17 protein-coding genes and 3 tRNA genes are annotated in these 20593 nt (G+C 55.5%); 11 read left to right on the plus strand and 9 right to left on the minus strand.

Features of this window, described 5'->3' with window-relative positions; genetic code table 11:
- The first annotated feature begins 125 nt into the window (after positions 1-125).
- The 3 genes from NR114_RS17395 (at position 126) to NR114_RS17405 (ending at position 3901) form a co-directional block, all read left to right on the plus strand.
- Positions 126-1370: a DUF1479 domain-containing protein gene (locus NR114_RS17395; protein WP_046373009.1), complete on the plus strand. Its 1245-nt coding sequence runs from the start codon at positions 126-128 to the stop codon at positions 1368-1370.
- Between the two features lie 108 nt (positions 1371-1478).
- The gene (locus NR114_RS17400; RefSeq protein ID WP_115060978.1) at positions 1479-3170 is read left to right on the plus strand and encodes a sensor histidine kinase; all 1692 of its coding nucleotides are present in this window, start codon (positions 1479-1481) and stop codon (positions 3168-3170) included.
- The gene (locus NR114_RS17405) at positions 3167-3901 is read left to right on the plus strand and encodes a LytTR family DNA-binding domain-containing protein (protein WP_020827947.1); all 735 of its coding nucleotides are present in this window, start codon (positions 3167-3169) and stop codon (positions 3899-3901) included. Before NR114_RS17400 ends, NR114_RS17405 begins: the two co-directional genes overlap by 4 nt.
- A 10-nt stretch (positions 3902-3911) precedes the next feature.
- Here the strand turns inward: NR114_RS17405 and NR114_RS17410 are convergent, their stop codons facing one another.
- Positions 3912-4238, minus strand: a complete 327-nt coding sequence (locus tag NR114_RS17410) for a DUF2502 domain-containing protein (protein WP_256813455.1) — start codon at positions 4236-4238, stop codon at positions 3912-3914.
- A gap of 397 nt (positions 4239-4635) precedes the next feature.
- Between NR114_RS17410 and NR114_RS17415 the strand changes: the two genes are divergently transcribed.
- Positions 4636-5862, plus strand: a complete 1227-nt coding sequence (locus NR114_RS17415) for an OFA family MFS transporter (protein WP_020827949.1) — start codon at positions 4636-4638, stop codon at positions 5860-5862.
- Between the two features lie 65 nt (positions 5863-5927).
- On the opposite strand, the gene glk is transcribed toward NR114_RS17415, so the two are convergent.
- The gene (glk, locus tag NR114_RS17420; RefSeq protein ID WP_122080658.1) at positions 5928-6893 is read right to left on the minus strand and encodes a glucokinase; all 966 of its coding nucleotides are present in this window, start codon (positions 6891-6893) and stop codon (positions 5928-5930) included.
- A gap of 342 nt (positions 6894-7235) precedes the next feature.
- Here glk and NR114_RS17425 point away from each other — a divergent pair, with 342 nt between their 5' ends.
- Entirely contained in the window at positions 7236-8489 is a 1254-nt protein-coding gene (locus NR114_RS17425) for an ion channel protein (RefSeq protein ID WP_020827951.1), read from the plus strand.
- On the opposite strand, the gene NR114_RS17430 is transcribed toward NR114_RS17425, so the two are convergent.
- Both NR114_RS17430 and NR114_RS17435 read right to left on the minus strand, forming a co-directional pair.
- Positions 8486-9178 carry an aspartate/glutamate racemase family protein gene (locus NR114_RS17430; RefSeq protein WP_256813453.1) on the minus strand — a complete coding sequence of 231 codons (693 nt, stop codon included), beginning with the start codon at positions 9176-9178 and terminating at the stop codon, positions 8486-8488. The genes NR114_RS17425 and NR114_RS17430 overlap by 4 nt on opposite strands.
- A gap of 67 nt (positions 9179-9245) precedes the next feature.
- Complete coding sequence (locus NR114_RS17435) at positions 9246-9698, minus strand: multidrug/biocide efflux PACE transporter (protein WP_020827953.1); 453 nt, start codon at positions 9696-9698, stop codon at positions 9246-9248.
- A gap of 158 nt (positions 9699-9856) precedes the next feature.
- Here NR114_RS17435 and NR114_RS17440 point away from each other — a divergent pair, with 158 nt between their 5' ends.
- Positions 9857-10717: a LysR family transcriptional regulator gene (locus tag NR114_RS17440; protein ID WP_020827954.1), complete on the plus strand. Its 861-nt coding sequence runs from the start codon at positions 9857-9859 to the stop codon at positions 10715-10717.
- Between the two features lie 5 nt (positions 10718-10722).
- On the opposite strand, the gene NR114_RS17445 is transcribed toward NR114_RS17440, so the two are convergent.
- On the minus strand, positions 10723-12384 hold the full coding sequence (locus NR114_RS17445; RefSeq protein WP_256813450.1) for an alpha-keto acid decarboxylase family protein: 1662 nt from the start codon (positions 12382-12384) through the stop codon (positions 10723-10725).
- A gap of 245 nt (positions 12385-12629) precedes the next feature.
- On the opposite strand from NR114_RS17445, the gene mgrA reads away from it, so the two are divergent.
- Positions 12630-13619, plus strand: a complete 990-nt coding sequence (gene mgrA, locus NR114_RS17450) for an L-glyceraldehyde 3-phosphate reductase (protein WP_046373005.1) — start codon at positions 12630-12632, stop codon at positions 13617-13619.
- Positions 13620-13849: 230 nt separating this feature from the next.
- On the plus strand, positions 13850-14251 hold the full coding sequence (locus NR114_RS17455) for a DUF2502 domain-containing protein (RefSeq protein WP_020827957.1): 402 nt from the start codon (positions 13850-13852) through the stop codon (positions 14249-14251).
- A 135-nt stretch (positions 14252-14386) separates the two neighbouring features.
- Here NR114_RS17455 and NR114_RS17460 read toward each other — a convergent pair whose 3' ends face one another.
- Positions 14387-15619 carry an Nramp family divalent metal transporter gene (locus NR114_RS17460; protein WP_234529613.1) on the minus strand — a complete coding sequence of 411 codons (1233 nt, stop codon included), beginning with the start codon at positions 15617-15619 and terminating at the stop codon, positions 14387-14389.
- 378 nt (positions 15620-15997) lie between these two features.
- Here NR114_RS17460 and NR114_RS17465 point away from each other — a divergent pair, with 378 nt between their 5' ends.
- Positions 15998-17185 carry a NupC/NupG family nucleoside CNT transporter gene (locus tag NR114_RS17465; protein WP_020827959.1) on the plus strand — a complete coding sequence of 396 codons (1188 nt, stop codon included), beginning with the start codon at positions 15998-16000 and terminating at the stop codon, positions 17183-17185.
- Between the two features lie 155 nt (positions 17186-17340).
- On the opposite strand, the gene NR114_RS17470 is transcribed toward NR114_RS17465, so the two are convergent.
- Together NR114_RS17470 and NR114_RS17475 are read right to left on the minus strand one after the other, a co-directional pair.
- A tRNA-Ala gene (locus tag NR114_RS17470) sits at positions 17341-17416 on the minus strand.
- Positions 17417-17476: 60 nt separating this feature from the next.
- A tRNA-Ala gene (locus tag NR114_RS17475) sits at positions 17477-17552 on the minus strand.
- A 307-nt stretch (positions 17553-17859) separates the two neighbouring features.
- Between NR114_RS17475 and NR114_RS17480 the strand changes: the two genes are divergently transcribed.
- Positions 17860-18645 carry a formate/nitrite transporter family protein gene (locus NR114_RS17480; protein ID WP_234529612.1) on the plus strand — a complete coding sequence of 262 codons (786 nt, stop codon included), beginning with the start codon at positions 17860-17862 and terminating at the stop codon, positions 18643-18645.
- A gap of 66 nt (positions 18646-18711) precedes the next feature.
- Here NR114_RS17480 and gltX read toward each other — a convergent pair whose 3' ends face one another.
- Positions 18712-20127: a glutamate--tRNA ligase gene (gene gltX / locus NR114_RS17485; protein WP_020827961.1), complete on the minus strand. Its 1416-nt coding sequence runs from the start codon at positions 20125-20127 to the stop codon at positions 18712-18714.
- Positions 20128-20419: 292 nt separating this feature from the next.
- On the opposite strand from gltX, the gene NR114_RS17490 reads away from it, so the two are divergent.
- Positions 20420-20495, plus strand: a tRNA-Val gene (locus NR114_RS17490).
- Positions 20496-20593: the final 98 nt, after the last annotated feature.

The raw sequence follows: 20593 nt of genomic DNA on the forward strand, positions 1-20593 counted from the left end.
ATATCCCTTTATTTTCCTCTATTAAATTTAGATAATCATTAACGTCAAAACAACAAAACCATAACGCCTTACCCGGTCCCCTACAACCGTCCGTCGTTGCCCAGCGGCAGCGCGAGGAGAACACCATGGCTTCCTTACTGATTGACGATATTCCCAGCGCCATTACCGCCGTCAAACGGCAATTGCGACAGGCTTTGCCAAATTACCGCGAAACCTTTCTGGCGCTGGAAGACAACATCCGCCAGCAGGTTGAACAAATTCGCCAGGAACTGGCCGCCGGTCAGAACCCGGTGCCGCAAATTGATGCCGAAGATATTCTGCAGCAACGCGTCAGCGAGCAGCAAAAAGCCTTGATCAAACAGCGTGGTGCCTGCGCCATCCGCGGCGTGTTTCCTCGCGATAAAGCCGAAGCCTGGAACCGGGAAGTTGGCAACTACCTTGAGCGCAACAACTTCGTTGAACGCCTGAAAGGCGCTGCCGAAGATAACTACTTCGGTAAACTGGCCGCCAGCAAACCGCAAATCTACGGTATTTACTGGTCAAAACCGCAGGTGGAAGCGCGTCAGGACGCGCGCATGCACGCTGTGCAGGTGTTCCTCAACAGCCTGTGGGAAACCGAGAGTAACGGCAAACAGCACTTTGACCCGACGCGCGTTACCACCTATGCCGATCGCACCCGCCGCCGTCCGCCAAACTCCTCTTCGCTCGGCCTGTCGCCGCACGTCGACAGCGGCACCATCGAACGCTGGCTGGATGAGAATTTCCGTTACGTCTATCGTCACGTGTTCTCAGGCAACTGGCAGGCTTACGATCCCTTTGCCGCCGATGGTCGCACCGAAGTTCGTGAAATCGCGTCACCGGCGGTGTGTTCGATGTTCCGCACCTTCCAGGGCTGGACAGCATTAACGCCGCAGCGTACCCACGCCGGCACGCTGAACCTGGTGCCGATTGCCAACGCCATGGCCTACGTGTTGCTGCGTGCGCTGCAGGATGACGTCGCGGATGACGATCTGTGCGATGCCGCACCAGGCCGAGCGCTGTCGATCTCCGAAAAATGGCATCCCCTTTTATTAAGTGGGATTTCCCCTATTCCCGATTTGGAACCGGGCGACACGGTGTTCTGGCACTGCGACGTGATCCATGCGGTGGAAAACGAACATAACGGCGAGTTCGACAGCAACGTGATGTACATCGCCGCCGCACCAGGCTGCGAGAAGAACGACGCTTACCTGCAACGCCAACTGCCCAGTTTTATGAGCGGTAAAACACCGCCTGACTTCGCCCCCGATGATTTCGAGGTGGATTTCGACGGGCGCGCCACGGTCGACCTGCTGACCCCACTCGGCAAAGAACAGTTAGGCATCAAATAACCGCGTCCCCGTGGTGCGCCGCCGGCCGCCACGGGGCCAATCCGCTGTGATATACTCCGCCCTATCTTTCCGCCGCAGCGAGAGCCCGTCGTGCACCCTTTTTTTGAAATGCTGTTAGCGGTATTCGATCGCGCAGCGCTGATGCTGATCTGCCTGTTTTTCCTCACTCGCACCCGGTTGTTCCGCCAGTTGCTGCAAAAAGAGGACCATACGCCGCTTGAACTGGGCATGGTCACCGCCATTTTCTCGCTGTTTGCGCTGTTCAGCACCTATTCAGGCGTCAACGTGGAAGGCTCGCTGGTCAACGTGCGGGTGATCGCCATCATGGCCGGCGGCATCCTGTTCGGCCCCTGGGTAGGGATAGTCACGGGGATTATCGCCGGGGTGCACCGCTACCTGATTGATATCGACGGTATCACCTCGGTTCCCTGTCTGATCACCAGCATCATTGCCGGTATCAGCGCCGGCTATATCAACCTGAAGGTGAAGAAAGAGCAGCGTTGGCGCGCCGGGATCGTCGGCGGCATGCTGTGCGAATGCCTGACCATGCTGTTGATTGTGCTGTGGGCCAAGCCGACCGAGCTGGGGCTGGATATTGTCTCCAAAATCGCCCTGCCGATGATCCTCGGCACGGTGTGCATCGGCCTGATCGTGCTGCTGGTGCAGAGCGTGGAAGACGAAAAAGAAGTGATTGCCGCGCGGCAAGCCAAGCTGGCGCTGGATATTGCCCGCAAAACGCTGCCCTATTTCCGTAATATCAACAGCGAAACGCTGGCCACCATTTGCGACATCATTCGTCATGACATTCAGGCCGATGCGGTGGCCATCACGGATACCCACCAGGTGCTGGCCTACGTCGGCGTGGGCGAAGAGGCATACCCCATTGGGCGTGAAGGGCTGAGTCGCGTCACCCGCGAAAGCATCCGGCACGGCAAGATCATCATCAAAAATAACCTGGAAAACCCGGCCACGCCGCAGATCCACTCGCAGTTGGTGATCCCGCTGTGGGAAAAGGGAGAAGTGACCGGCGCGCTGAAAATTTACTACTGCCACGCCCACCAGATCACCAATACGCTGAAGGTGATGGCGGTCGGTCTGTCGCAGATCATCTCCACCCAAATGGAGGTCTCGCGTATTGAGCATCTGCGTCAAATGGCGGACAAGGCGGAAATGCGCGCCCTGCAGAGCAAGATTAATCCCCATTTCCTGTTCAACGCCCTGAACGCCATTTCGTCCTCGATCCGCATCAATCCGGACACCGCTCGTCAGCTGATTATCAACCTGTCGCGCTACCTGCGTTATAATTTGGAGCTGAACGACGAGTTGATCGACATCCGCAAGGAACTGCATCAAATTCAGGATTACATCGCCATCGAACAGGCGCGTTTCGGCGCCAAGCTGACGGTGATCTATGATATCGATGACGACATCTCGGTGCGTATTCCCAGCCTGCTGATCCAGCCGCTGGTCGAGAACGCCATTGTGCACGGCATTCAACCATGCAAGGGCAAAGGGGTAGTGGTGATTGCGGTGAAAGATCAGGGCGATCGGGTCAGGATTTCGGTCAAAGATACCGGTCACGGTATCGACCAGCAGGTCATCGAACGCGTCGCCCGCAATGAGATGCCTGGGCACAATATCGGCCTGCTGAACGTGCATCATCGCGTCTCCCTGCTGTACGGCGAAGGGTTGCGAATTCGTCGTCTGGAACCCGGCACCGAGATTGCCTTTTACATCAGCAAAAACGGCGGCAAACTGCCGGTGGATAACAGCGCGCTGCCAGCCGGAGAGCCATCATGAAAGCCATCATTGTCGAAGACGAGTTTCTCGCTCAGGAGGAGCTCAGTTATCTGATCAAGAAACACAGCAATATCGTCATCGAAGCCACCTTCGATGACGGGCTGGACGTGCTGAAATACCTGCAAAACCACCAGGTCGACGCCATTTTCCTCGACATCAATATTCCGTCATTGGACGGCGTACTGCTGGCGCAAAACATCAGCAAATTTGCGCACCGGCCTTCGATAGTGTTTATCACCGCCTATAAAGAACATGCGGTGGAAGCGTTCGAAATCGAAGCGTTTGACTACATCCTCAAGCCCTATCACGAGGCACGCATCGTCACCATGCTGCAAAAGCTGGAGGCGCTGCATAACCGCCCGGCCAACCTGCCGGAACAGGCCAGCGCACCGAACCGCAGCAGCCACAGCATTAACCTGATCAAAGACGAGCGGATAATCGTTACCGACATCAACGACATTTACTATGCCGCCGCCGATGAGAAAGTGACGCGGGTTTACACCCGGCGCGAGGAGTTTGTGATGCCGATGAACATCACCGAATTTTACGGCCGCCTGCCCGAGGAGCATTTCTTCCGCTGCCACCGTTCCTACTGCGTCAACCTGTCAAAAATTCGCGAGATCGTCCCTTGGTTCAATAACACCTATATTCTGCGGCTGAGCGACCTTGATTTTGAAGTGCCGGTCAGCCGCAGCAAGGTCAAAGAGTTTCGCAAGCTGATGCGCCTGTAATCGCCAGCGGTTACCAGCGTGGCCCCGGCCCGTAGTAATAACCTGGCGGAGGCGGCATGCGGTAATGCGGGCGATCGCGCCATTCGCGCCGTGGCGGACCGTAATAGATCACCCGCGGTGGTGGGCCATAGTAATAGCCACGCGGACGTTCATAGCCACGATGTTCAGCCCACCAGCGTGGAACGCGCCAGCGACCGCCGTCCCAATAGTGACCGCGATTATCGCGATCGCCGATATGCAACGAAAGCCCCGGCACATTCACACCGATGGACACGTCCGCATGGCTCACTAACGGCAGCGACAGCAGTGCGGCCAGTAACAACACTGTTTTTTTCATCTTAACGACTCCTGCAAAGCGGAACCCGTCCGTTCACCGCTAACATAGGCCTGTGCCCGCCGCCGCTCTATAGGAACAGTGCCCATTTACGCCTTTCGCACACATCCTTCACAATTTACCCACAATCTTGCACCGATGATTTACAATAAATCGCTGATATTCTTGATGTAGATCACGTGGCATCAGCTGCATTTCATCCCCTTTTACCCCCTAAAACGGCAACTCATGCGCTGCCAGATGCATTTCATTCCTTCCCTTGTGCAACTCATTCCCGATCCGCAGCCGAGTGGTACTACCAGCCATATAATATGCCCATACCGCGGGGCTACAGACGCTACCGCAAATTCTCGCCAACGGCTGACCGCCCGGCAATACACACACAGGAAGGAGACCGGCCATGAACACTAAACCGGTAAATCGCAGCTTAATCGTTCTGGGCACCATCATCTGCCAGATGGGTCTCGGCACTATCTATACCTGGAGCCTGTTCAACCAGCCGCTGGTCGACAAGTTCCACTGGGGCCTCGGTGACGTCGCCACCACCTTCTCCATCACCAGCTTCTTCCTGGCCTTCGCCACCCTGTTTGCCGGCAAACTGCAGGAACGCTTCGGCATCCGTAACCTGACGCTGTTCTCCGGTATCCTGGTAGGTCTGGGGCTGATTGCCAGCGCCTACGTCAGCTCGCTGGACATGATTTACCTGCTGGCCGGCGTGGTGGTCGGTTTCGCGGTAGGTATCGCCTATATCTCTACCCTGTCCAACCTGATCAAATGGTTCCCGGCCAACAAAGGCTTGATCTCGGGTATCTCTGTGGGGGCTTTTGGTAGCGGCAGCCTGCTGTTCAAATACGTCAACGCCGCGCTGATTGCCGACGTGGGCGTCTCCAGTGCCTTCTTCTATTGGGGTGCCATTGTTATGGCGCTGATTGTTCTGGGCTCCCTGCTGCTGAAAGAACCCGTACTGGCAAGCAAATCCGCACAGCAGAGCGCGGGTAATCTGGGCAACGACTTCAGCGTACGCCAGATGCTGGCGACCAAAGAAGCCTACCTGCTGTTCATGATTTTCTTCGCTGCCTGCATGAGTGGTCTCTACCTGATCGGTATCGTCAAAGACATGGGCGTGCAACTGGCCGGAATGGACCTGGCGACCGCCGCCAACACCGTGTCCGCCGTCGCTATCTTTAACACCGCAGGCCGCATCATTCTGGGCACGCTGTCTGACAAAGTGGGCCGTATGCGCGTCATCAGCTTCACCATGCTGGTTACCGTGCTGGCGATTGTGGCGCTGAGCTTCCTCACCCTGAATCACACACTGTTCTTTATCTGCGTCGGCGCAGTCGCCTTCTGCTTCGGGGGCAACATCACCGTGTTCCCAGCGATTGTCGGTGACTTCTTCGGCCTGAAAAACCACAGCAAAAACTACGGCATCATCTATCAAGGCTTCGGTTTGGGCGCGCTGGCAGGGTCATTTGTCGCCAAATACTTCGGCGGCTTCCACGCGACCTTTATGGTGATTGGCGTGCTGTCCATCGCTTCCCTGATTATCACCTTGTTCATCAAGGCACCGAAAGCGGTAGCGCAGGAAGAAGAAACATTCGAGCCGGCGCATCTGGCTAAAGCCTGATAGCTTAGACGGCAAAAAGGGGCGCAACCCACTGGGTTGCGCCCCTTTTTTATCGCTGCGTCAGGTTACAGATGCATCCCCAGCGTCTGGCGCAGGTGGGCACCGGCACCCAGCAAGCCCGGTTGGCCATGGGTAATCATGAATACCGGGATCTCACGTACATAATCTTTGAAACGTCCTTTATCCTCGAACGCCGCACGGAAACCGGAAGCTTTAAAGAATTCCATAAAGCGCGGCACAATGCCCCCAGCGATGTAAACGCCGCCAAAGGTCCCCAGGTTCAACGCCAGATTGCCGCCGAAACGGCCCAAAATTACGCAAAACAGCGACAGGGCACGGCGGCAATCGATGCAGCTGTCGGCCAATGCGCGCTCGGTAATGTCCTTCGGCTCCAGCTTTTCCGGCAGCCGGTTATCCGACTTGACGATAGCGCGGTAAAGATTGACCAGGCCCGGACCGGACAGGACGCGTTCGGCGGAGACATGACCCACTTCGGCGCGCAGTACCTCCAGAATGATGTCCTCTTCTTCGCTGTTCGGCGCAAAGTCCACGTGACCGCCCTCGCCCGGCAGGCTCACCCAGCGGCGGTTAACGTGCACCAGATGCGCCACCCCCAGGCCAGTCCCGGCACCGTATACCGCAATAGGTTTGTCTTTTTGCGCGTTGCCGCCGCCGAACTGCAACACGTCGTCTTCTGACAGCATCGGGATCGCCATCGACACGGCGGTGAAGTCATTGATCACTTCCAGATGGCTCAGCCCCAGGTTGGCCTTCATCTCTTTAATCGAAAACGCCCAGGTGTGATTGGTCATGGCAACCCAGTCTTCGGTGACCGGGCAGGCAATCGCGATACAGGCGTCCTGCACCTGAATATCATGCTCTTGCAAATATTGGCGGATCACCGCCTCCAGACTGTCAAACTCCAGGCCGGAATAGGTTTTCGCCTGGGTAATTTCACCCGTCGCCACAGTGCACAACGCCAGGCGGGCATTGGTGCCGCCTACATCACCTACGAGGGCATAGGTCATCAGTATCTTCTCCGCAAAATGAATAATAGAAAGCTGCCCACACTGTAAAATCCCGCCGCAAAAACAACAATCACCATCCTCCGTGCTGCCGTCCATTAGCGATCCAGATCACAAAAAACGTTTCAGCCTGGCGGCTTCAAGGCGATTTGAAACAAATTGCGGCAAAAAACGTCGCGCAGTGGCTGTTAACCGTCATAACTCGTAGGCACTATTACTCCGCTGTGGACCTGGCCCAGCCGGAAATTTCTTTGCGTGCCAGCGTGTCGATTGTCTGGCAAGCTAGCGCTATAACCCAATCACCCGTTCGCCCTGCCAGCCAGAGGGCCATTGACAAGGGATCCCCGCATGTTGCACCCGCGCGCCAATGCCATGTTGGCCTTCGCTCTGCCTGCTCTCATTATCGGTTCTGCCTCAAGTTTGGTGCTCATTCTGGTGATGAAGTTCGCCGAGGCTCTGCAACGGCTGCTCTGGGTCAATGTTCCCGCAGCGTTGAATATCGACACTCACTCCCCCTGGTGGCTGGTGGGCATGTTAACGCTCACCGGCGTCGCCGTCGGGCTGATTATCCGTTTTCTCCCCGGCCATGCAGGGCCGGATCCGGCGACCGAGTCTTTGATCGGCATGCCGTTGCCGCTTTCTGCGGTGCCTGGGCTGGGGCTGGCGTTGATTATTGGCCTGGCGGGCGGCGTCAGTTTGGGGCCAGAAAATCCGATCACCGCCATCAATATTGCGCTGGTGGTGGCGGCAGGTTCGCGTTTGCTGCCGAAAGTGCCGCGTATGGACTGGATTATTCTCGCGGCGGCCGGCACCATCGGCGCGCTGTTTGGCACCCCGGTCGCCGCGGCGCTGATCTTTTCGCAAACCCTGGCGGGCAATAATGACGTTCCCTTGTGGGACAGGCTATTTGCCCCGCTGATGGCGGCAGCGGCGGGAGCGGTCACCACCCAGCTATTTTTCACCCCGAATTTCTCACTGCAAATTGATGCCTATGCCGCGACACGGCTGGCAGATATTTTCAGCGGCTCGATAGTCGCCCTGATCGCCATCGCGCTGGGTATGGTAGCCGTGTGGAGTTTTCCGCACATTCATCGCCTATTTCATTCGATTAAGAATCCGGTGCTGATGCTGGGGTTAGGCGGCTTTGTGCTCGGCCTGCTGGCGCTGATCGGCGGTGAAATCACGCTGTTCAAAGGGCTGGACGAAATGAAGCAGTTAGCCATCGGTGAGAATTTCTCCGTCACGGAACTGATGCTGATTACGCTGACTAAACTGGCGGCGCTGGTGATTGCCGCTGCCAGTGGCTTTCGCGGCGGGCGCATCTTCCCAGCGGTGTTTGTCGGCGTAGCCTTGGGGCTGATGCTGCATCAGCACGTGCCGGCCGTGCCGGCAGCCATTACCGTCTCTTGCGCCATTATGGGGTTGGTACTGGTGGTCACGCGTGACGGCTGGCTCAGCCTGTTTATGGCCGTTGCGGTGGTGCCGGAGCTGCATCTGCTGCCGGTGCTGTGCATCGTGATGCTGCCCGCCTGGCTGGTGCTGGCGGGCAAACCGCTGATGCTGGTAGGCAAGGGCAAACAGCTTCCCCCGCGCGAAGATTAAGCCAGCGCGAATTCCGCTGCGGCGCGCGCATGGATGTCGGTGGTGTCGAATACCGGCACTGACGCATCTTGCGCGCTGACCAGCAGGCCAATTTCGGTACAGCCGAAAATAATGCCCTGAGACCCCTGCTGCTCCAGATCACCGATAATGCGGCGATACTCGTCGCGCGACGCATCGCGGATTTTACCCAGGCACAGTTCTTCATAAATAATGCGGTGCACAATGTCACGATCGGCGGCTACGGGAGTGACCACCTCGATACCGTGCTTTTCCTGCAGTCGCCCACGGTAGAACTCCTGCTCCATGGTAAAGCGCGTACCGAGCAGCCCAACGCGACGAATATCCTGTTGGCGCACCTGCAGCGCAGTGGCGTCAGCGATGTGGATCAGCGGTAAACCGCTGGCCTGCTCGACCGCATCCGCCACCTTGTGCATGGTGTTGGTGCAAATGACGATGGCCTGCGCACCGGCGGCGCGTAACGAGGTCGCCGCGTCAGCCAACAAGCGCCCGGCACCGTCCCAGTCGCCCTGATGCTGCAGGCGTTCCACCTCGTGAAAGTCGACGCTGTAGAGCACGATTTTAGCGGAATGCAGACCGCCCAGCCGTTGCTTAACCTGTTCATTGATCGTGCGGTAATAAGGAATGGTCGATTCCCAGCTCATACCGCCCAGCAGTCCCAGCACTTTCATCATTGCTCCTCGTTTTCATCGCCGTAATTCTTCGACATTACCTCAGAATCACGGCGGATACGACGGCTTATTTCGCACCGGAATTCACCGGCTGGCGCGCCTCGAACCAGCGCTGACGCAGCGTGTCGTACACCCAGTTATAGAGCATGGTGTACGGCAGGAAGAACAGGAAGAAACCGATCTCCAGCATAAAGGCCTGAACGAAAGAAATGCTCAGCATCCAGGCGGCAATCGGCACGCCGATCAGCACAAAACCGGCCTCAAAGCCCAGCGCGTGAAACACCCGCACTTTAAGGTTACGTGCCACACGGCTCACCGGCCACAGGCGGTCAAATACCGTGTTATAAACCATGTTCCAAACCATGGCGACGGTGGATAACATCACCGCCAACGCACCGATCTGCACCATCGAACGGTTGAGCAGCCAGGCGCCCAGCGGGGCGCAAATCATCACTGCGATAGCCTCAAAACCGACGGCGTGGACGATACGTTCAATGAAAGACTTGTTTTGCAGTTGCATACATCACCTGTTTTTTTACCTTATTAATTTATAGGGGCGCTGCAAGCCGCGCCCGTGTTACCAGGAGCGGATTTATTCGCCTCCTATGAAAACCAGGTGATTATCATCGAGTTTTTGAGTAGATTAAAGATAGATTCCATCTATAAAGTAGATACATCATGCGCTACTCCCCCGAAGCTTTGCTGGCCTTCGTTGAAGCCGCCGCCCTGGGCTCTTTTTCCGCCGCGGCCCGTAAGCTGCGTAAAAGCCAGTCAACCATCAGTACCGCCATCGCCAATCTTGAGGCCGATCTGGGTTTGATCCTGTTCGATCGCCAGGCACGCCAGCCGGTACTGACAGCCGCTGGGCGGAAAGTGCTGGGCCATGTACAGGAAATTCTTGCGGCCAGCGAACGGTTGGATGCCCTGAGCATTCGGCTGGCGGACAATATAGAGCCGCGCTTAAGCGTAGTGTTTTCCGATACCTATCAGCCGAAACACCATGACCGACTGATGCAGCAGTTCGAGCAGCGTTATCAGGATATCGAACTGGAGTGGATGATCGCTGAAGAAGGTGACGTGATTGACCTGCTGCAAATCGGTCGCGCGCACCTGGGCATGGTTGAGGTGCAAAAACAGTATCCGCCAGACATCGCCTTTGCCCGGCTGCCGGAGCAAACCGAAATGGGGCTGTTCGTCGCACATTCGCACCCGATGGCGCAAACTGCCTCGCCCACGCCTGAACAACTGTCCAGCACTCGGCAACTTATCCTGAACACCTATACCGGTGCCGAAACCGCCCGCTCTGGCGGGCTGGTATGGTCAGCCCCCAGCTATCTGCTGTTGCTGGAAATGGCGGAACAAGGGTTTGGCTGGGCGGTACTGCCCCGCTGGCTGGTGCAGCAATACGGTCACAACAGGCTCACCGAACTGCGTCCGCGCGGCTGGCCCAAGCTGATATCGGTGGATGCGGTTTGGTCTAAGCTGACCCCGCCGGGACCGGCGGGGTACTGGATGCTGGAGCGGCTTTTGGAAAGCTAACAGGTTCAGGCCGCCGCGTTACGTGACTGAAGGGCACTTGAGATCGTTTGCAGCAGTTCGGGAATGTCCATCTTCGGCAGCACCACTTCGACAAAGGCCAGCTGTGGGCTGTCGGCCACTTCGCTCAGCGCCTGGCGCAGCTGTTCCAGTTCGCTAACGCGTAACGCTTTCACTTGGCGTTCAGCACCTAACGCCTGCGGCAGTTGGGTCCAGTTCCAATGAGCGATGTCGTTATAACGCTGGTTCGGGCCGTGGATTGCCCGTTCAATGGTGTATCCGTCATTATTCAGCAGGAAGATCACCGGCTTCAGCCCATCGCGCAACATCGATCCCAATTCCTGCACCGTCAACTGTGCTGAACCGTCGCCGATCAGCAGCACCACTCGCCGCTCCGGCTCCGCCGTCTGTGCACCGAACGCCGCCGGCAGCGTGTAACCGATAGATCCCCACAGCGACTGGACGATGAAACGGCAGCCTTGTGGCAAGCTTAGCGATGCCGCGCCAAAACAGGCGGACCCCTGCTCGGCGAGCAGGATATCGCCCGGCCGCAAAAAGCCCTGTATCTGTTGCCAGAAACCGTGCTGATCCAGACCACTGCCGTTCGGATCCGGCAACGCTGAACGTTTAATCTCTGACCGTTGCCATTGGTTGGTCAGCGACAACGTTAACTGGTGTAACGCGATAACCGCGTCACGCATCGGGATTTGACTGAATACCTGCTGCCCCACACGCGCTTCAAAGGGCTGAAGATCAATACATTTCTCGGCAGGAAGGTGCTGACTGAATCCGGCGGTAATGGTATCGGTAAAACGTACACCAACATTAATGATCACATCGGCGTTCTCAATCAGCTGTTTTACCTGTGGCTCGCTAGCCGCACCGACGTAGGTCCCGGTGAAACAGGCATGAGTTTCGTCCAATACGCTCTTGCCTAGCAGCAAGGTTGAATGCGGCATATCCACCTCATTCATCCACTGCTCCAGCACCTTTTCAGCACCGAAGCGTTCGGCCAGGAAATCGGCCAGCAGAGAAACCCGCCGGGCCGGTAACAGCAATTCCCGTGCGGCGGCGATAAAGCCCTGCAGTGATGCCGGTGAAAGATTGGCCTGTCGTAGCATTAACGGGGCAGGCTTTGACACCAGCGGCGCTTCAGCCACGTCGCTCGGCAGCAGCAGATAGACCGGACGACGCTCGAACAGCGCGGTAGTCAGCAGGCGATCTATTTCCCCTTCGGCGTTATCGGCGGTGAGGCTGGCCTGAGCCACAGTCACCTCTTTCGCCATGCGGGCGAAGTGACCAAAATCCCCGTCGCCCAGGGAGTGATGCAACAATTCTCCAGCCCGTTGCGCACGCAGAGCCGGGGCGCCCACCACGTGGATCACCGGCAGGTATTCGGCATAGCTGCCGGCAATACCGTTGACTGCGCTCAGTTCACCTACGCCAAAAGTCGTCAACAAGGCGGCGGCTGGTTTACAGCGCGCGTAACCGTCAGCAGCATAGGCGGCATTAAGTTCATTGGCGCACCCTACCCAGGTGATTTGCGGGTGATCGATCACGTGATCAAGAAACTGCAGGTTATAGTCACCAGGCACGCCAAAGAAGTGCCGGATGCCGATCTGAGCTAAACGATCGAGTAGGTAATCAGCCACCGTATAGTTCTTATTCATGATCATCACCTGCCAAGGGTTAGGATTTTCAGTATTAAGTATCGAAGATGTTGTATAAATTTCGAACTTTATGTCTGAAAGGTAACTGGAAACCCTGCGTTACATCCCTGCCCCATTGGCTGGCATTGGGCCGCTCTGATAAGCCATGTTGATATACAGGCTGTTTAGCGTGATCGCAGCCTCTGACAAATGTGGTGAAAGCGCATACACTAAAATTCATTTCACCTCCGCTGAAAAGGGTTCGTATGCTCTACCAGGCTGATTCTTCACGTTATCAAAGTATGGAATACCGTCGCTGCGGTCGCAGCGGGCTAAAGCTCCCGGCCATTTCACTTGGCTTATGGCATAACTTTGGTGACGTCACGCTGTATGACAATGCTCGCAAGCTGATCCACTGCGCGTTTGATCTCGGCATTACCCATTTCGATCTGGCCAACAATTATGGCCCGCCGCCCGGCTCCGCCGAGGAAAACTTCGGTCGCATTCTCAAGGCGGATTTGAAGTCCTGGCGCGATGAACTGATCATCTCGTCAAAGGCCGGTTACACCATGTGGCCCGGGCCTTATGGGGATTGGGGATCGAAAAAGTACCTGGTCGCCAGCCTGAATCAAAGCCTGCAGCGCATGGGGCTGGAATACGTGGACATCTTCTATCACCATCGACCGGATCCGGACACGCCGCTGGAAGAAACCATGGCCGCCCTGGATTTGCTGGTACGACAGGGCAAGGCGCTTTACGTCGGGTTGTCCAACTACCCTGCCGATCGTGCGCGCCAGGCGTTCAGCATTCTGCAGCAGCTCGGCACGCCCTGCGTGATCCATCAGCCGAAATACTCCATGTTCGAACGTTGGGTGGAGCCAGAACTGTTGGATACGCTGGAAGAACACGGTGTGGGTTCTATCGCCTTCTCACCGCTGGCCGGCGGCCTGTTGACCGATCGTTATCTGCAGGGCATTCCCCAGGATTCACGCGCTGCCAGCGGCAGCCAGTTCCTGCAACCCGATCAGCTCACCGAGGATAAACTGGGAAAAATTCGTCGACTTAATGCACTGGCGCAGCAGCGCGGACAGAAGCTATCGCAAATGGCGCTGGCCTGGGTATTGCGTGGCGATCGCGTCACTTCGGCACTGATTGGCGCCAGCAAGACCAGCCAAATTGAAGACGCCGTAGGCATGTTGGCTAACCGCACCTTTAGCGATGATGAAATTAAGCAGATCGAGCAAATATTAATGTAATCGCTTACAATTATCGCCGGTTTATCGCCGGCGATAACGCCTGCCGCGCCAGACAAATCTTAAATCACTCCCCCTGCCCCGTTTTTAAGAATGCCGCTAAGATTCAACCCTATCCACAAAGGCTAATATGCCGATATTGCAGGTAAAACTATAAGGCTGTTTTATAAACTGATGAACGCGCTTCATTAATTGTAAAACCGGCCAAGCCGCTACGGCGGAAAGGAGCATTCATGTTTAAACCTCTGTTATTGGCCGCTCTGTTGGTGGTGTCAACGCTGCCTGCCATCCAGCCAGCGCAGGCGGAAGGGCTGAGTATCGATCTGATGCCGGGCGTCTCATTACGTATCGGTGAGCAAGACAATCGCGGCCGTTACTGGGACGGTTATGACTGGCGCGACCGCGACTGGTGGCAGGGCCATCAGGGTCGGTACCTGGGTGAACGCAATCGTCGGGGCTACAACTGGGATGGTTATCGCTGGCGCGACAACAATTACTGGCGCAAGAATTATTACTATCATGAGGGGCGCTATCGTAAATACGATAAGCACTATTATAAGCACCATGAGAAGCATCACGGGAAAGGCCGACGTCATGACGATCGCGATCATCGCCACCATGACCACGATGATTGACGGCCAAAGGCCGTCAGCCCGCCTAATCCCCCTCATTTAACAGATCGAGATACCCGGGGCGACCCGGGTTTCCGCTGATATTGAGCTTTAGTGAACCGCATTAGACTCAATGTTGGCCCTTCGTTTGGTATCCGCTCAGAGAAGGCTGCTGACCAGCAGGTAGCCGTTCAGCCCAACCACCACCAGCACGATCACTTTCCCTATCGCCTGTATGCTGCGGCTGTTGACCATCTCCCCCATCAGCTCGCGGTTGCCGGTGAACGACAACAGCGGCACCAGCGCCAGCGCAATACCGAAACTCAGCAGCACCTGGCTCAGTACCAGAATACGCGTAGCGTCCATGCCCATCATAATGACGATAAACGACGGCAGCATGGTGACCACCCGGCGCACCCACAGCGGAATATAAAAGTGTACAAATCCCTGCATCACAACCTGCCCTGCCAGCGTCCCCACCACGGTGGAAGATAATCCGGCAGCGACCAGACTCAGTCCGAAGATGGTCGCTGCCGCCTGGCCCAATAGCGGCTGCAGCGTCAGATAAGCCTGATCGAGATCGGCAATGCCGCTGTGGCCGTTAAAATGGAAGGCCGCAGCGGCGGTAGCCATCATCGCCAGGTTAACAAAACCGGCTATGGTCATGGCAATGGCGACGTCAAACTTGGTGGCCGCGTAGCGATCGGCTTTTGAATGCTCACCGCCGGTCTGGGTTAATGACGAATGCAGATAAATCACGTGCGGCATGATGGTGGCGCCGAGCACCCCGGCAGCCAAAAATACCGCGTCGCCGCTCGGCAGGTCCGGTATCGCCATGCCTTTCAACAAAGGCTCCAACTGCGGTTGTGAAAATACCAATTCCACCATATAAGCTGCGGCAACAAACAGCAGCAAACCGCCGATCACCATTTCCAGCGGTTTCTGCCCGCGTTTTTGCAGCATCAGGATAAGGAACGTGGCGATACCGGTCAGGATCGCCCCTTGCAGCAGCGTGACGCCCAGCAGCAGTTTGAAGCCAATCGCTGCACCAATAAACTCGGCCAAATCTGTGGCCATGGCAATGATTTCCGCCTGAACCCAATAGGCCCAAACCGCCGGACGCGGGAAACGATCGCGAATGTGCTCTGCCAGATTTTTACCGGTGGCAATACCGAGTTTTGCGGACAACAGCTGGATCAACATCGCCATGACGTTGGCCCACACCACCACCCACAACAGGGTGTAGCCAAAGGAAGCGCCTGCCTGGATGTTGGTGGCAAAATTACCGGGATCGATATAGCCGATAGCCGCTATGAATGCGGGGCCCATCAAGGAAAGTTTGATCTTCCTGGCAGGACGACTGGTGGTTTCAACCACATCACTGTTCAGCATGTTCTGAACCCTTACTTCTATTAAGCCTGTGGTTATCTTATGTAAATGATAATAATTATCAAGTGCATTTAGAGCGGTAATGCTTATCTCTGCGATAGAAAATAACCACGGGTTTAACGAAGGGTTTGGCGGGTAAGTGAACATTTACCGCACTGAACGAAGTTCTATCCTGGGAAAAATCCTTTGGATGATCCATTTAGCGCAAGAATATGAATTTCATATGGATTGATTAACCTCTTGATTTTTTATGCTTTACCGTACAAGTTTAAGATGTTTCCCCCTATGATTTTCCATATTTGCAATAGAGCTCTCGTTTTTAAACGTGGCGTTACATAAAATGACATCCGAAATTCAGCCTGCCTCAAGTTTGGAGCAAACATGTCCCATATTGCGCACTTTGCGTTGGCGTTAGTGGTCGTCGCGATCCTGGCACTTTTAGTGTGTCGCGATCGTAAAAGCATCCGCATTCGCTATGTTATTCAACTGTTGGTTATTGAAGTACTGCTGGCCTATTTTTTCCTGCATTCGGAAGCGGGTTTAGGCTTTGTAAAAGGATTTGCCGCGCTGTTTGACAAGCTGCTCGGGTTTGCTGGGCAAGGGACTGATTTTGTATTCGGCGGTATGGGCGACAAAGGTCTGGCCTTCTTCTTCCTGAAGGTACTGTGCCCAATCGTCTTTATCTCTGCGCTGATCGGTATTCTGCAATACATTAAAGTACTGCCGTTTATCATCCGCATTATTGGTACCGTGCTGTCAAAAGTAAACGGTATGGGCAAGCTGGAGTCCTTCAACGCCGTCAGCTCGCTGATCCTGGGCCAGTCTGAAAACTTCATCGCCTATAAAGATATTCTGGGCAAGATGTCAGAAAAGCGCATGTACACCATGGCGGCAACCGCGATGTCCACGGTTTCCATGTCCATCGTCGGCGCTTACATGACCATGCTGGACGCCAAGTTTGTGGTGGCGGCGCTGGTACTGAACATGTTCAGCACCTTTATCGTGCTGTCATTGGTCAACCCGTATGACACCAGCAAAGAAGAAGAGCTGCATCTGGGCAACCTGCACGAAGGCCAGAGCTTCTTCGAAATGCTGGGCGAATATATCCTGGCAGGTTTCAAAGTCGCGATTATCGTTGCTGCGATGCTGATCGGCTTTATTGCCCTGATCGCCGCGCTCAACGGCCTGTTCAGCGCCATCTTCGGCCTGAGCTTCCAGGAAATCCTGGGCTACTTCTTCTATCCATTCGCTTGGATTATGGGTATTCCTAAGCACGAAGCGTTGCAGGTTGGCAGCATCATGGCGACCAAGCTGGTTTCCAACGAATTCGTGGCGATGATGGAGCTGCAGAAGGTTTCTGCTGAACTCTCTCCGCGCAGCCTGGGTATCCTGTCGGTGTTCCTGGTTTCCTTCGCCAACTTCTCTTCCATCGGCATCGTAGCCGGTGCGATTAAAGGGCTGAACGAGCACCAGGGCAACGTGGTTTCCCGCTTTGGTCTGAAGCTGGTTTACGGTTCTACGCTGGTCAGCATCCTGTCTGCGTCGATCGCAGGCCTGGTTCTGGGCTAAGCTTAAAAGCCAGTCATGCAAAGGTCGCTTCGGCGGCCTTTTTTATTGCCTGCGATTCTTCTGTAACTGCTGGCATAACAGGAGGCGTTACGGTGATTCAATATGGGAAAAGACAGAAAGCAAAAAGCCGACCCTAAGGTCGGCTTTTTAAATGGTGGTGGAGCTAGACGGGATCGAACCGTCGACCTCTTGCATGCCATGCAAGCGCTCTCCCAGCTGAGCTATAGCCCCACAAAAGTGGTACGCTTTAACCGGCGTTACGGTATTCCCCAACCCTTCTGAGATAAAGGTTGGTGGAGCTAGACGGGATCGAACCGTCGACCTCTTGCATGCCATGCAAGCGCTCTCCCAGCTGAGCTATAGCCCCAATCCACAATCACGAAATCCTGTGAACGGGGCGCATAATATGAAACCCCTGAAAAACTGTCAACGGCTAAATTGAATTAGTCGATCAAGCGCTGAAAAAGCCGCCAAATCAGCGCGTTTCACGCTAAAAAATCGTCATGACGGACAAAAATCAGCCATCGTCGCCTGACTTCACAAAAAACAAAAAACCTTATCCATTGTGTTGATTTTTAATTAACGGAATGTTAGCGAAATACCCTTGAGTCATCTCGCCCACAGGCATAGACTTCCCCGCGTCTTAAATCCCACAACAATAAACCGAGTCAGTTATGTCGTTGCATTCACCAAAAGAAATCGCTGCGTTAGCCATTCAGGCTGGCGTAAACAAAAGCCGGGCGTCGCTCGCCAACCTGCTCATTCTGGGCTTTCTCGCCGGTGCCTTTATCGCGACCGGCTTCCTGTTGGATATCCACGTGATCGGCACCCTGCCGGCCGAATGGGGCTCCTTCGGCGCATTGCTGGGCGCTGCCGTCTTCCCGATAGGGCTTATCCTGACGATTCTGGCCGGCGGCGAGCTGCTGACCGGTAATATGATGACCCTGCCGATAGCCTGGTTTGCTCGCCAAATTTCGCTGCTTGCTGTCGTGCGCAACTGGTTCTGGGTCACCCTGGCCAACTTCGCCGGTAGCCTGGCCGTCGCCTATTTCTTTGGCCACCTGCTTGGCCTGACCGAAGGCGCCTTCCTGCACAAAACCCTGTCCATTGCACAAGCCAAGGTAGATGCCGACTTCCTGCACGCCTTTATATCCGGCGTAGGCTGCAATTGGTTGGTGTGCCTGGCGGTGTGGCTGGCCTTTGCCAGCAAGGATGTGCCGGGCAAAGTGATTGGCATGTGGTTCCCGGTGATGGCGTTTGTCGCCATCGGCTTCCAGCACGTGGTGGCGAACATGTTTATTATCCCGGCGGCCATTTTTGCCGGTGGTTTAAGTTGGAGCCAATACCTGCCCAATTTCACGGCCGTGTTTCTCGGTAACGCGCTGGGCGGCGCCGGTTTCGTCGGCCTGATGTACTTCCTCGCCTACCGCCCCACCGTGCCGGCCGCTGAACAGGTCTGATCGACAGCGACAAAAAAAGCCCCGGGATTGCTCCACGGGGCTTTTTCATTATAGGCTCAGAAACTATCAGGCCTGAGCTTCACGCCCGGCGATATAAGCCAATGCCAGATCGATACGCTGTAGAGAACGTGCCTGACCGATGGCATGCACGGTCACATCCATGCCTGGTGACTGACCGGCACCGGTGACCGCTACGCGCAGCGGCATACCTACCTTGCCCATACCGACGCCCAGCTCATCAGCCGTGCCCTGAATGGCATCATGCACGTTTTCCGGCGTCCAGGCGGTGATGGCCGCCAATTTGGCGCGTACCGCTTCCAGCGGCTGACGTGCAACCGGGCGCAGGTGTTTTTTCGCAGCGTCAGCGTCGAACTCGCTGAAGTCTTCGTAGAAGTAACGGCAAGACTCAGCCATTTCCTTCAACGTTTTGCAGCGCTCGCCCAGCAGCTTAACGATATCTTTCAGCTCTGGACCGTTGCGGGTTTCAATGCCCAGTTGCTCCACGTGCCACGCCAGATACACGGCAACTTCTTCGGCCGGCATATGGTTAATATAATGATGGTTCAGCCACTGCAGCTTTTCGGTATTGAAGGCGCTGGCGGATTTGTTGATCGCTTCCAGCGTGAAGAACTCTTTCATCTCATCAATAGAGAAGATTTCCTGATCGCCATGTGACCAACCCAGACGCACCAAATAGTTCAGCAACGCCTGCGGCAGATAACCGTCATCGCGATACTGCATCACGCCCACGGCACCGTGACGTTTAGACAGCTTTTTACCGTCGTCACCGAGGATCATCGAAACGTGGGCGTATTCCGGTACCGGTGCGCCCAGCGCTTTCAGGATGTTGATCTGGCGCGGGGTGTTGTTGATGTGGTCTTCACCGCGGATCACGTGGGTGATTTCCATATCCCAGTCGTCGATCACCACGCAGAAGTTATAGGTCGGCGCACCGTCGGTACGACGAATGATCAGATCATCCAGTTCCTGGTTGCTGAATTCGATCGGACCACGGATCTTGTCATCGAAGATTACCGAGCCTTCCTGTGGGTTACGGAAACGCACCACGTGCGGCTCGTCGTCAGTATGGCTGCATTGGCTGTCGCGGCAGTGGCCGTCGTAACGCGGTTTTTCACCGTTTTCCATCTGCTTTTCACGCAGCGCTTCCAGACGTTCCTTCGAGCAATAGCATTTATAAGCAGTTCCCTGCACCAGCATGTCGTCAATCACCGCGTTATAACGGTCAAAACGCTTGGTCTGGAAGTACGGGCCTTCGTCCCAATCCAGGTTTAACCAGTTCATGCCATCCATAATTGCGTCGATAGCATCCTGGGTCGAGCGTTCCAAATCGGTATCTTCGATACGCAGAACGAACTCACCGCCAGCATGGCGAGTGAATAGCCAGGAGTAAAGCGCAGTACGGGCGCCACCGACGTGAAGATAGCCGGTTGGGCTCGGTGCAAAACGGGTTTTGATTTTCATTGGGTTCACTGCCTTATTACGCAACGCATGTCAGCGGTTGCCGACGATTGCTCGGAATTTAAAAAAGTGGCCGACATTGTATCACCACGCGCTAATTCCTCAACGCTGACACGATATTGCTGCATCAGCTTTCATCATCTCTGCGGCGCTTTTCGCATAACAATGTGCAAAGAATCAGCATTGCTGGCGATAAATATCGCATCCTGTTTAAATTTGCGGCGAACGATTGAAATCATTTTAAAAACCGTTGACTCACTTTCAACTATCCCTATAATGCGACTCCAACAAGACGGGGCGATTAGCTCAGTTGGTAGAGCATCTCCTTTACACGGAGGGGGTCGGCGGTTCGAGCCCGTCATCGCCCACCACTCATTCTCTTGTTTAGCAGTACCTGGAAGTCCTGAAGTGGGTGATTAGCTCAGTTGGTAGAGCATCTCCTTTACACGGAGGGGGTCGGCGGTTCGAG

It is taken from the genome of Serratia sp. Ser99 (genome assembly GCF_024519545.1).
Classification (GTDB): domain Bacteria; phylum Pseudomonadota; class Gammaproteobacteria; order Enterobacterales; family Enterobacteriaceae; genus Serratia; species Serratia liquefaciens.